Below are 11893 nucleotides of genomic sequence, written 5' to 3' on the forward strand. Positions count from 1 at the left end.
CCATTGGTCTCTGTCGTGCAGCTTGAGACGATACCCTGCGTCGTGGTGTTGCCCAGTGGTCATCCGCTCACCTCCCGCGCTTTTCTGGAGCCCAAAGACTTCACGGAACAAGCCTTTGTGTCCGTCTCGCCGACAATCATGCACCTTCGAATCGACGCTATGTTCGCAGCACATCAGGTGGTTCCAAGAATCGTGGCGCAGACTCCGCAATGCACCGTTGCATGCGCAATGGTCAGCGCCGGGCTGGGGTTGTCGATTGTGGATCCATTCTCCGCCGAGGACGCGATGGCAACCGGTGTAGTGGTAAAGCCCCTCAGACCGTCAATTCCGTATGAGTTCGCGTACGTGCTCCCGGCAAAGAGGGACCCGTTTGCGATGGTCACAGAAACGATGAAGGCGTTAAAGGAGGAGGTGGCGCACATGCGGGCTGCCCAATGACTGTAGTGCATCCGGATCGGGAGCGGCAGGCATTTGGTTTCTCCGTCATCGCGCCAACTGCATGTGAACTGTACTAAAACCTCGATTGCCCGCAACATATGCAGAGATTGTGGAGCGATCACCCATTTGCCACGCATGAACATGGAGGTTCGGCTTCGGGCTGGGTTTGACGCGACTCGTGACCCTGTTGATCGAAACTACCGGAGAGCATGCGGCGGTCATCGCTTGGTTGCAGCACCAGACTGCACTTGGTTAGCGCGCTCATCCGTGCGGACGCTCGATTGATCGCGCAGCGACAAGTCTCGTTGAATCACGGTTTTCTTCTTGGCAGCTGCGACGCGGGGTATCGTCGCATGAACTTGGCCGAAGGGCGCTCCAGTATGCGGCGAAAGCGCGCCTGTCCAGAGCCGATATGGAAGTTGATACCCTTCCGTTCCATGGAGCTATCCGAGTGCGTCGAACTGCTCGCTGGCGCAAGTAGTCGTACCACGTCGGACCGTAATAACGCTCTGTCCACGGTTGAGGATCGGCGATATCACGTCAACAGGCCAACTTAGCGCCGAACTTGGCGACAGCATTGAATGGTGGGCCACCCCTGCTAAGCGGTCATCGAGCGGCTGCGACGTCGGCATTCGGTACCAGGGAATTCGCCCGTGCGGTAGCTCGCTTAAAGCAATCGTTCTTGAGCACATCTAGCTCATCGCGTTGGTCTGTCTCGAAATGACCGACCTTGTGGCTACACCAACTCGCGCCATGCGAGGACTGAGCATAAGGTCCAAGCATATGTACCTCCAATAATGCGATTGGACAGGTGCGCAGTATCGCCAGTACGCTTGACCTATGATTCAATTCGCAAAATATCTGATGCCAAACAAGAGCAAGAATTCTCACGCATCACATTTTCTCAACGGCCGCGCAATGGACGTTTACATCTCCGCGATCACGTACTCAGGCGGTGGGTGCGTTGCAGGTGGGTTCCGGTATGCAGCATGACTATGACGTGATTGTGGTCGGGGCTGGCATGGTCGGAGCCGCGGTCGGGTATGGACTAACCGGAATGAACCGACGGGTGCTGATGTTGGATGGCGCCGACACGGATTTCCGAGCGGCTAAAGCGAATTTCGGCTTGGTCTGGGTCCAAGGTAAGGGGTTGGGGGATCCCGCCTATCAAAGGCTGTCTATCCAGGCCGCGCAGGCTTGGCCGGAACTCGCAAGGAACTTGCAGGCAGACAGCGGCATTGAGCTCGCATACGAGCGCGCTGGCGGCTTGGTCTTCTGTCTCGGAGAGGGAGAATTCTCGGCACGAGCCGCTTTAGTGAACAGATGGAACGCTCAGACTCCGGAATACCCGCCACTGGCGCGCATGCTGGACCGCAACGAACTCCGCCGGCGCTTTCCCTCAATGCGGCTCGGTGATGAGGTTGTCGGAGCGAGCTTCGGGGAGCTGGATGGTGCAGTCAATCCTCTGCGCCTGTTGGCAGCGTTGCAAACCGCATACCTGCGACGAGGAGGGCACCTAAGAAGCAACCATCAGGTCACCGCTATTGACCAGCTGCGGGGCGGTGGCTTTGAGGTGACTGCCGGCTCCTACCGGGCGCGTGGCGAGCGCGTAGTTGTCGCTGCGGGTCTGGGCTCAGCCAAGCTGGGGCCAATGGTCGGTCTTCACGTGCCTATGCGACCGCAGCGCGGTCAACTGATTGTGACCGAGCGTCTGGCGCCGCTTCTGCCGTTGCCGAACAGCGGTCTTCGCCAGACCGCTGAGGGCACTGTCATGATTGGCGCAACACAAGAGGAGGTTGGATACGACCTGACTACGACCTCTGTTGCCGCATCGCGTTTGGCTCGCCGGGCAGTGCGCATCCTGCCGGATCTGGCAAAAGCAAAGGTGGTTCGCCAGTGGTCGTGTTTGCGAATCATGACGCCGGATGGAAGTCCAGTGTTTGCAAGCTCTGATACCCATCCCGGCGCGGACATTGTCACTTGCCATTCTGGTGTGACCCTGGCGTCCATCTTCGCGGGTGAATATGCCCAGGCGCTGGTCTCCGGTTCACTATCCAGCAATCTCAAATTTTTTCACCACGAGCGGTTTAATGTTCAAAAAGTTGCATGAGCCTGGCAAATCGACGCTGACGATTTACATCGACGCCAAACCCGTAGAGGCGGAATCGGGGGAGACCGTTGCGGCAGTTCTTTTGCGGCAACAGAGCCTGGCTAGCCGTACCACCCCTGTACGTGAAACCCCACGTACTCCATTCTGCATGATGGGTGTGTGCTTTGACTGTCTGGTCATCGTGGATGGTGTGGCGTCGACGCAATCTTGTTTGGTTGCGGTGCAGCCAGGCATGAGGGTCGAACGGCAGTTCGGCCGTCGGAGCGTGCTGTCATGACTCGAAAATTTGACGCAATAGTTGTCGGAGCCGGTCCCGCGGGCATGAGCGCTGCTATTCGCATGAGTGGACTCGGCCTTTCGGTAATGGTGTTGGATGAGCAGCCCGCTCCTGGCGGTCAAATCTGGCGTGCGGTGGAGGCCGTAGCAACAACGAGGTTGGGGGCCCTGCTTGGCGACGAATATCGAGCAGGTGCAGAGTTGGTTGCGCGATTCCGAGCCTGCGGAGCAGGCTACGAGTCAAATACTCAAGTCTGGCAGATTGAACCCGGATGGAGCGTCTTCACGAAGCGCGACGGTCAGGTTGAAACGATGCATGCCAACCATATCGTTATCGCCACGGGCGCGCAGGAAAGACCCGCTCCCTTTCAGGGATGGGAATTGCCTGGCGTCCTTACAGTAGGCGCAGCTCAAATCTTGCTGAAGACGTCACGCCAAGTGCCTTCAGAACCGGTCTGGGTCGTGGGCAGCGGACCTTTGCCACTTCTCTACATGGCGCAACTGCTTCGTGCTGGCGGCAAAATCGCAGGTTGGCTGGACACCTCCCCCCGGGACGAATGGCGACGTGCGCTGCCATGGGCCGGTAGAGCGCTTCTGGAGTGGGCCGAGATTCGCAAAGGCTTGGTGTGGATGCGTGAAATTCGGCGTGCAGGCGTTCGGCGAATCCGTGGCGTAACGTCCCTTCGCGCACATGGCGATGGGCGCCTTCAGGAACTAGAGTTTACGCAGGTCGGTGCCGATACGCGGCGTGTAAAGGCCAGTGTGCTGCTTTCTCATGAGGGCGTTGTTCCGTCTATCCACATGACGCACGCATTGGGCTGCGCTCACCAATGGAATGCTCAGCAAGCGTGTCTTGCTCCAGTTCTAGACGAGTGGGGGCAAACCACTGTACAAGGCGTCTATGTCGCGGGCGATGGTGCTGGGATCGGCGGCGCCAAAGCCGCTTGCGTCCGTGGCGAACTGGTCGGCCTGGGAATCGGGTGGCGCGCTGACCGGATCTCGTTGAAAAAGGTGGCTGACGAAGCGAGGCCACTTCGTATTCAACTTGACAAACTTCTGCGACTGCGTCCTATGCTGGACGCGTTGTATCCGCCGCGTGCAGAGATCGCTTGTCCATCCGACGACACCATCGTATGCAGGTGCGAGGAACTTACGGCCGGCGATATCCGAAGAGCGTCCACCATCGGCGCGCCAGGGCTAAATCAGATAAAGGCGATGACCCGAGCTGGAATGGGCCCTTGCCAAGGGCGACAGTGTGGCTACACCGTGGCGAATATTGTGGCCTCAGCCCAGAGCCGTCCCGTATCTGAGGTTGGGTTTTACAGAGTCCGCCCGCCTTTAAAGCCGGTGACATTGGGTGAGCTGGCGTCGATGCGCATCGAGGAAGAAAAGGCGTGACGCCTGCAATTTATGCGTTCGCGCCCCGACACACTACCCGGGCTCGCATCTAAAGTATCGCGGCGGCAAATCCGCGATCATCTTCGTGGCCCCGCCTGCCTGCCAAAAGGGGGGGGCAAACCAAGACTGCATCTCCCCGATCTTGAAGGCACGGGAACGATGCAGAAGGCACTAGCGAATATGGCAACTATGCCGAAAGGAAGTTAACTTGCGCCAAGAAAAGGTTGGAATCGTTGGGTCCGGTGGCATCGGACTCGCCTACGCAGCATGGATAGCAAAATTTGGTCACAGCGTGACAGTTTGGTCTCCTCGAGGGAGCGCGGACGCTTTGCGTAGGGAACCGCTGAGTGCATCGGGGCTTCTAGATGTGACGATGAATGTTGCCTGCGTGGAGAGCGCGAAGGAACTCGTATCGACCACTGAAGTGATCTTGATTGCAGTGCCGATCAATGGTCACAAGACGGTCATGGACGAGCTTTTGCCACATTTGAATTCCGGTCAAATGGTGATCGTGAGTTCAATGGGGTCTCTGTCGTCGCTCTATTTATTCGAGGCGGCCATTTCTCGCGGTCTTAACATTCGCGTAGCAAGTTTCGGTACGACCGTTCTGACTGCACGTCGAAAGCACGCAGCCCACGTCAATGTCACGTCCAGGCGAGCAATTGTTCCTGTGTCATGCCTGCCTCCGTGCGCACTTCCATGCGCACTCGAAGTTTGCAAAACTCTCTTTGGAGACGTATTTACTGCTGAGCAGAACTCGCTGGTGAGCACGCTGGCCAACTCCAATCCCATCTCGCACGTACCGCTGGCACTGCTCAATTGGACACGCATCGAGCGTGGGGAGAGCTGGCCCCAGTATCACTACATGACTCCTCACGTCTCCATGGTCATTGAGAAGCTGGACGCTGAGCGCGTAGCCATAGCAAACGCGTTCGGAATCAGCGTGCCAAGTGTCAGCGAACATCTATCACGATCGTTCAATGTCAATGAGCCGAGCTTGGCGGATATTGCTGCTGAGCTGCACAAGCGCCGTGGCGGGCCTGCCGGTCCGACGGATGTGGAGACGCGCTATCTATCTGAGGATGTTCCGTTTGGACTTGTGTTTCTCCGAGCGCTAGGCGACATCGCCGGAGTTTCCGTCCCCGTAACGACCGCGCTGATTGCCATGTCAAGTTTTGTTGTTGGCGAGGACTTTTCCGCTGGAAACGACCTGATCTCGAAATTGGGATTGTCGTCCGAATCGGTGGATGGATTGCTGGCCCGAGTAAATGATGCAGCGAGTTTGGAGTCTGTGTGGCAGTAAGCGTGTTCGACTTGTTCAAGATAGGCATCGGTCCTTCCAGTTCACACACGGTAGGTCCGATGCGTGCGGCGCGAATGTTTGCGCAACGTCTAGCTAGTCAAGACATGTTGGAGGCCACTGCGGCCGTAAAGTGCGAGCTTTTCGGGTCACTTGGGGCGACTGGCAAAGGGCACGGCAGTGGAACTGCCGTACTGCTCGGTTTGCTTGGCATGGAGCCCGATACGATTGATCCTGATGACATCCCAGGAATACTTGAGCGGATCAGAGTCACCAAGCAAATCGACTTGCTTGGAGCGCACCCGGTTGCTTTCGATGAAAAGCGCGACGTACTCTTCTATCTTTCTAAGGCGCTGCCGTTTCATGCAAATGGCATGACGTTCTCAGCGTTTCATGTATCGGGCGCGCTCCTGTGCTCGTATACATACTACTCAGTGGGTGGCGGATTTGTCGTGAGCGAAGAAGTGGCCGATGATGGGTCTCGACACAAGACCATCGCGCGGGATGCCGCCGTGCTTTCACACCCTTTCCACAGCGGTGATGAATTGCTGACCATCGCGAGCACAAACCATTGCAGCATCGCAGAGATCATGCGACGGAACGAACGGTACTGGCGGACTGACGCCGAGATTGATCGCGGTCTACTTAACATCTGGTCCGTAATGCAAGATTGTGTCGCGCGTGGCTGCCGTGCTGACGGTACACTGCCTGGCCCCTTTAAAGTTCGTCGCAGGGCGGCCATATTACAGCAGACGTTGTCGGCGGCGCCTAAAGCTGGTGCGAAACTAGACCCGCTGAGCGCGATGGACTGGATCAACTTGTATGCACTGGCAGTCAACGAAGAAAATGCGTCTGGTGGTCGTGTCGTCACAGCGCCGACAAATGGCGCCGCGGGCATCATTCCTGCAGTATTGCATTACTACGCCGGGTTCATGCCCGGTGCCAGTGACGCCGGCGTAATTGACTTTCTGCTCACGGCAGGCGCGATCGGTCTCCTCTACAAGGAAAACGCTTCTATCTCGGGGGCCGAAGTGGGATGCCAAGGTGAAGTGGGAGTGGCATGCTCGATGGCCGCGGCTGCGCTATGCGCCGTGATGGGCGGGACGCCTGAACAGATTGAGAACGCCGCCGAGATCGGCATGGAACATCATCTTGGGCTCACATGCGATCCAGTTGGCGGCTTGGTACAGATCCCATGCATTGAGAGAAATGCAATTGCGTCAGTCAAGGCCGTCAACGCCGCACGCATGGCACTGCATGGCGACGGGACGCACCACGTGAGCCTGGACAAAGTGATCAAGACTATGCGCGAGACGGGTGCCGACATGATGACCAAGTACAAAGAGACGTCTCGCGGCGGTCTCGCGGTGAACGTTGTTGAGTGTTGATTGCGGACGGCGCGTCAACCGAGAAAAGTTACATATTTGTTGAGCTGAGGCACGCAGAGGCCGCAAACCACGTTGGAAGGGAATACTAAAAATGGGAGTTCAAATGAACGACGTGAATTTTTCTGTCATTCTCCACGTCGAGCCGAAGCTCGAGCGTGACGGAGGTGTCTTCCAGTTCGAGAAATGCATATATGTGCGCGAAAACGGCGTCGAGTTCCTGACGCCTCTTTGTCCTGAGAAGATGCTGATAATCAATTGAGCAGCATGCGCATCGTCCGTTCGAGCCGGCGCGCCAACCTGAATGATTCACGTTTCGACTCCCATGCGAGAGGCAGTTCCATTCCGCTACTAGCCACTGACCATCGTGCGGGAACCGACTGGTTCTCGCTCCTCGATGCAAAGGCACTGAGTGGTTCGAGGCGGTGTTGAAGCGGGTCCTGGAAAAGCTCGTGGGGAGGAAGAATGTGCTGCGTTTTTCACGAGCGACTTGGCAAAGTTGAGGCTCCAACATGCCCGCTGACGCAGCCATTGAAGAAAGGCGCGACAGAGTCGTCAGTTGCGAGCGACCGTTACGCCGTCCTCGACGATGGCAAGAGTTTCAGCCTTGTACCTTGGCGCAGTGTAATTGAGCACCGGGTAGGACAAGAGATGTCAGCTATGGTGAACGGCCGGACTGCCACTTGGTAGGTTGGCCGGAGTCATGGAGTAGCCATTTGACATCGTGCGACAAGGTCGCTTGTGATAGGGGTGCTAAGCCCAAGTTCAAAGCTCACTAGGTGGGCAAGACTTCCTGTTCGATACCTGGCCTTCCTATATCCGTACTCCTCTCACCGATGGCGAGGGGTTAGATAGGTGGCGGCAGCGTTGGAGTGAGAGATCCGGCGAGACTGCCCCAATGCTGTTCGAAAGTTTCAAAGGACCCAGTGTCGGTCTTGCATCCGGTCGGCGCCGGCGAAGGCAAAAGTTGCTCGCATCTACGTGCGAATGGAATTTGATTGCTTTCCCAACGTTGGGTGTCCCGAACTTCAGGACACCCGGTCTCTGCCCGCTATCGAGTCGCCTGAGCCATCCCATGGTTGGACAGAAAGATCTGAAACTTGCCGATCTGATTCATGAGGAATGGATTTTTCCACTCAATGAGTCTTACACGCATAACGCTGTGGAGAGAATGTTCTATAGCGAGGGGCTTCCGCTTCCGCCGAATCACGTGAAATCGCTGTCGATGCTAACCAATATTGGTTTGTTGCTCGAGGGCAACTTAATTGCTTTAATGCCGCGGGCGGCCGCGTTACAGTTCGTAGAAGCGGGTTTATTCGTCTCTTTAGATCTACCCAACACGGTTAATTTTGGAGATGTTGGCTTCTCGATACGCGCGGACAAAGACGTAAATCCAGCCTGTAAGAACTTCATCAAGTGTCTGAGGGCTGCTGCAGCCGAAATGTTTGGTTAGTAAATCTGGCGCGGTGAGCCAAATCCGTGAATCTTCGGTTCAATCACAGTCTGATCATGCGCTGAGCATTGTGAATGCTTGGGATAAGAATGAGGCACTCGTAGCTCCTTGAAGGCGCAGTTGGCGCAGACTTTCGATTCGTCCGATCGCCGATGCTGACTCGCGGTCGCCTATCTGCCCGTCCGCACCAGTCGTACCGCTCCTGGCGCGACCCGTGGACTTTCGCCCGCCGTACCATCGCTAAAGCCAATATACGTGAAATATCCTTGCGCGGTACTGCTCGCCGTCCAGAAGCGCGCGACAGGTGTACTGGGGAAGACGCCGGGATCGATCGCAGCCTTTCCATCCTGAGCATTACGCACCGAAACGATACTTGAGAGCTCTTTCAATATCGGAAGCCTCCACTCCCCACCGCTTGCCTTTGCGCGTACCGCGGCATCAGGCTGGTTAAAAAAAAGCGCCTGACCAATGCAAACCTTAACCTTCCACGTCATTCCCTCAGCGCATCGCTTCCATATCAACCCCGTCTTGTTGTCCGTAATCTCCTGGCCGTCAGCAGACGCGATGTAGCGCTCCTGCGCTTGAACGCCTTGGACAAAACTAGCTGACAGGAAAACAGCTGCGCTTACGGCAACCGAAAGATACCTAAAAGGTGAGGGCATGATTTTTTCCTTTACGCGGGAGCTTCTGTGGTTGCGCTGAATGCAGTAAGCACAGCAAATCCAGATTGTGTAAATACTTGAGGATCTGCGTTAGGCCATAACCTACGGCGGAGAGCACACCGCTTTCGTTTCTGGTCACCGCCGGAAGCAATTGTGGTCGCATGGAATGCGCAGGACGTATGACATCTATGGATGAATCCTCCCGCAATAGACATAGGTTATATGTTCATTACTCCGTAATATTTACCAGGCGCAACAACAGTTCAAACTGGCGAGGCGACTCCTCAATCGCATCCACTCGCGTGATCTCATGAGAGACATGCCGGACAAGCTGACGGAACAACACTACCCTTAATCATTCTCAAAAGGAATTCATATGCAACCTATCCGTGTAATCCTCCTCGCCATGGGAGTCGTACTTTCCACAGGACTGAGCGCAACCGCTCAAGAGGCGTATCCCAAACAGGTAGTTAAGCTCGTAGTGCCTTTTGCTGCAGGGGGCGCGACAGACCTGCTTGGTCGCGTAGTGGCAGAACGCCTCGGTGCTGTGTGGAATCAGTCTGTGATTATTGACAATCGCGCTGGCGCGAGCGGCGCCATCGGATCGGACTTCGTTGCAAAATCAAAAAATGACGGGTATACCCTCCTATTGGGCACGGCATCGACTCATGCAGTCGCGGAGACGCTGAATCCCAGGTTGCCCTATAACATTACGCGTGACTTCGTTGCTATTTCTGAGGTGGCCACAAGTCCCTTGGTGCTACTTGTTCATCCCAGCGTCCCTGTGAAGTCACTGAGTGAACTTATTGCATTTGCAAAGGCAAAACCAGGAGATCTCGCGTACAACGGAACCCCAGGGGCGGCGCCATTTATGGCAATGGAACTACTAGCAGCACGCGCCGGAACAAAGATGTTGCCAATTGCGTATAAAGGCAGCTCGCCCGCGATGATCGATTTGGTAGCCGGGCAATTGCAAACGGGCTTTAATGACGTTTCGCCTTCTCTTCCATTCATTCGAGAGGGAAAATTGCGCGCACTAGCCGTAAGTAGCGCAAAAAGAATCCCATTGCTGCCCGAAGTTCCCACTGTAGCGGAATCGGGCTATCCGGGGTATGACGCCGATGTCTGGCTTGGGCTTTTCGCGCCTGCCGGCACTCCGCCGCACATTGTGAACAAGATCAGCGCAGATTTGCGAAAAGGGCTGTTTGAGCCGGGTGCTCGTAAAAAAATCGAAGAGAGCGGATTCACCATAGTTACGAGCGATCCGAGCCAATTCGCGATCCGGGTCCGGAATGACATTCAAAAATGGCGCAAAGTTATCGTCGATGCAAATATCAAGGTCGAGTAGTTAGCAGAGACGCCTTGCCGGTGAAAGGAATTGTTAGTCGGGCAAATGATTTGCGTAAGGTCTCTTGTCTTGCGTATTTTTGGGGAGATTTGACCAACTTGCCCGCTTCTAGTGTCTTACCACTAGAAGACAAAGGATGGCTTCGTTCCCTTGCCTCCACGCGAACAAAACGCGCCATTGAGCCCGGAGCTGCTGATTTTGAGTAGAGGTCAGCAGCGAATGCGCTGTCATGCGTAAGTCTGGTAATCCCCCGGGCATCTGTGGGACGCGAGTAAACGTGCATCGCCAGAAACCTGCGGCCTACATAATCTAGAAGTCCTGACCAAAAAACGGTTAGGTCGAAGAGGCGAAGTTTGCAGGAGACTAGCACCGAGATTTCGTCAGTCAGGCTTTATGCACGAACGCCAACAATCGCCCGACAACGGAGGTCTTTTATGCAGAGACAAGCGCTCACATTGCAAATGCTCGAGGTATTCCGCGCTGCCGTTATGAATGGTGGAATCAGCGCAGCCGCTGACGCCTTAGGAACCTCCCAGTCGTCGGTGAGCAGATTGATTTCTGAGCTGCAGCGAGTGGTTGGCTTTCAACTTTTCGTCAAGCACGGACGAACTGTAAGGCCGACCGAAGAAGCGCTTGCTCTTATGACAAAGGTTCAACAGTCTTTTCTAGGACTTGAGGACATCGGCAGGTTTGCCGAGCAGATGAGAAAACAGCGTATGGGACGGCTTTCAATCTGCGCGATACCCGCCATTGCCCACTCGATCATCCCTGAAGCAATCGAATTTTTGCGTCTCAAGTATCCGAATGTTTTGGTGACATTGGACATCGCGTCATCAATCGAAGTCGTGAGAAGCGTCCTAAATCGGAAGGCAGACGTTGGCTTCGCCGCCCACGGGCTTGCGGTCGGCGAGGTGGAAAACGTAGCTGAATTCACAGCGGACTGCATGTGCATAGCTGCGCCTGGAGGGTTACCTAGTGAATGGAAACACGTAGAGCTACAGCAGTTGAGCGGACGGCCTTTTGTGGCCCTGACGGGCACGCTTCAGAAGCGGCTGGAAACGATGTTGAAGGACGCAAATGTCGAAATCGAAATTATGGCTGAGGCATCACAATCACTTTCATGCAGTGAGCTTGTAATGCGTGGAGGTGGGATTTCCGTCGTTGATCCATTCACGGGAAATCTTCATCGCGCTCGTGGCGGCATGGCGCTGCCCCTTAGCCCCGCGCTAGCCTACAGGGTGCAGGCTGTGGCAATGGGCGACACCCGACTCAGCGCGCAAGCCAAAGACTTGGTGAACTACCTTGAGTCAGCAGCTCTTGCGACCAGGAATGCATGCGCCGAGTGAATGAATCAGACTGCCATGAGGTATGGATTTATATGGTTCATTTACATACCATGGCTGTATCGATTCCATAACCGACTTCCGTAGTTAGCTCTGTTCCGGCCAGATCAATCACGCACTTCTTGCGCCTACAGCCGCTAATGACGGTCAGTGACGGCGACACGCAACTGGATTTGTGGC

The 11893-nt window shown here is 55.6% G+C and carries 12 protein-coding genes; 11 read left to right on the forward strand and 1 reads right to left on the reverse strand.

Going from position 1 to position 11893, the window contains the following annotated elements; translation table 11 throughout:
* The 9 genes from AC1DUB_RS25540 to AC1DUB_RS25580 all read left to right on the forward strand — a co-directional run.
* On the forward strand, nt 1–438 hold a 438-nt coding region (locus tag AC1DUB_RS25540; RefSeq protein ID WP_477731933.1), incomplete at its 5' end, for a LysR substrate-binding domain-containing protein.
* A 982-nt stretch (nt 439–1420) separates the two neighbouring features.
* On the forward strand, nt 1421–2548 hold the full coding sequence (locus AC1DUB_RS25545) for an NAD(P)/FAD-dependent oxidoreductase (protein ID WP_477731934.1): 1128 nt from the start codon (nt 1421–1423) through the stop codon (nt 2546–2548).
* Nucleotides 2529–2825: a (2Fe-2S)-binding protein gene (locus AC1DUB_RS25550; RefSeq protein ID WP_477731935.1), complete on the forward strand. Its 297-nt coding sequence runs from the start codon at nt 2529–2531 to the stop codon at nt 2823–2825. The genes AC1DUB_RS25545 and AC1DUB_RS25550 overlap by 20 nt, the downstream gene beginning before the upstream one ends.
* The gene (locus AC1DUB_RS25555; RefSeq protein ID WP_477731936.1) at nt 2822–4222 is read left to right on the forward strand and encodes an FAD-dependent oxidoreductase; all 1401 of its coding nucleotides are present in this window, start codon (nt 2822–2824) and stop codon (nt 4220–4222) included. The genes AC1DUB_RS25550 and AC1DUB_RS25555 overlap by 4 nt, the downstream gene beginning before the upstream one ends.
* A gap of 208 nt (nt 4223–4430) precedes the next feature.
* Complete coding sequence (locus AC1DUB_RS25560; protein WP_477731937.1) at nt 4431–5525, forward strand: NAD/NADP octopine/nopaline dehydrogenase family protein; 1095 nt, start codon at nt 4431–4433, stop codon at nt 5523–5525.
* Nucleotides 5516–6910, forward strand: a complete 1395-nt coding sequence (locus AC1DUB_RS25565; protein ID WP_477731938.1) for an L-serine ammonia-lyase — start codon at nt 5516–5518, stop codon at nt 6908–6910. Before AC1DUB_RS25560 ends, AC1DUB_RS25565 begins: the two co-directional genes overlap by 10 nt.
* Nucleotides 6911–7013: 103 nt before the next feature.
* Nucleotides 7014–7169 carry a hypothetical protein gene (locus AC1DUB_RS25570; RefSeq protein ID WP_477731939.1) on the forward strand — a complete coding sequence of 52 codons (156 nt, stop codon included), beginning with the start codon at nt 7014–7016 and terminating at the stop codon, nt 7167–7169.
* 203 nt (nt 7170–7372) lie between these two features.
* On the forward strand, nt 7373–7597 hold the full coding sequence (locus AC1DUB_RS25575; RefSeq protein ID WP_477731940.1) for a DUF3363 domain-containing protein: 225 nt from the start codon (nt 7373–7375) through the stop codon (nt 7595–7597).
* Between the two features lie 385 nt (nt 7598–7982).
* Nucleotides 7983–8360: a LysR substrate-binding domain-containing protein gene (locus AC1DUB_RS25580; protein ID WP_477731941.1), complete on the forward strand. Its 378-nt coding sequence runs from the start codon at nt 7983–7985 to the stop codon at nt 8358–8360.
* Nucleotides 8361–8530: 170 nt separating this feature from the next.
* On the opposite strand, the gene AC1DUB_RS25585 is transcribed toward AC1DUB_RS25580, so the two are convergent.
* A complete protein-coding gene (locus AC1DUB_RS25585; protein WP_477731942.1) occupies nt 8531–9022 on the reverse strand; it encodes an Lcl C-terminal domain-containing protein in 492 nt (163 codons plus the stop codon).
* A 376-nt stretch (nt 9023–9398) separates the two neighbouring features.
* Here AC1DUB_RS25585 and AC1DUB_RS25590 point away from each other — a divergent pair, with 376 nt between their 5' ends.
* The gene (locus AC1DUB_RS25590) at nt 9399–10370 is read left to right on the forward strand and encodes a Bug family tripartite tricarboxylate transporter substrate binding protein (protein WP_477731943.1); all 972 of its coding nucleotides are present in this window, start codon (nt 9399–9401) and stop codon (nt 10368–10370) included.
* 434 nt (nt 10371–10804) lie between these two features.
* Entirely contained in the window at nt 10805–11716 is a 912-nt protein-coding gene (locus AC1DUB_RS25595; protein WP_477731944.1) for a LysR family transcriptional regulator, read from the forward strand.
* The last annotated feature ends 177 nt before the right edge of the window (nt 11717–11893 follow it).

This window comes from Polaromonas sp. P4_F9, assembly GCF_056401235.1.

What these genes read in the sequence shown, in the direction of transcription:
- AC1DUB_RS25550 (WP_477731935.1), top strand. Translation starts at nt 2,529, where the DNA reads ATGTTCAAAAAGTTGCATGAGCCTGGCAAATCGACGCTGACGATTTAC.
- AC1DUB_RS25570 (WP_477731939.1), top strand. Translation starts at nt 7,014, where the DNA reads ATGAACGACGTGAATTTTTCTGTCATTCTCCACGTCGAGCCGAAGCTC.
- AC1DUB_RS25590 (WP_477731943.1), top strand. Translation starts at nt 9,399, where the DNA reads ATGCAACCTATCCGTGTAATCCTCCTCGCCATGGGAGTCGTACTTTCC.
- AC1DUB_RS25545 (WP_477731934.1), top strand. Translation starts at nt 1,421, where the DNA reads ATGCAGCATGACTATGACGTGATTGTGGTCGGGGCTGGCATGGTCGGA.
- AC1DUB_RS25575 (WP_477731940.1), top strand. Translation starts at nt 7,373, where the DNA reads ATGTGCTGCGTTTTTCACGAGCGACTTGGCAAAGTTGAGGCTCCAACA.
- AC1DUB_RS25555 (WP_477731936.1), top strand. Translation starts at nt 2,822, where the DNA reads ATGACTCGAAAATTTGACGCAATAGTTGTCGGAGCCGGTCCCGCGGGC.
- AC1DUB_RS25595 (WP_477731944.1), top strand. Translation starts at nt 10,805, where the DNA reads ATGCAGAGACAAGCGCTCACATTGCAAATGCTCGAGGTATTCCGCGCT.
- AC1DUB_RS25585 (WP_477731942.1), bottom strand. Translation starts at nt 9,022, where the DNA reads ATGCCCTCACCTTTTAGGTATCTTTCGGTTGCCGTAAGCGCAGCTGTT.
- AC1DUB_RS25580 (WP_477731941.1), top strand. Translation starts at nt 7,983, where the DNA reads ATGGTTGGACAGAAAGATCTGAAACTTGCCGATCTGATTCATGAGGAA.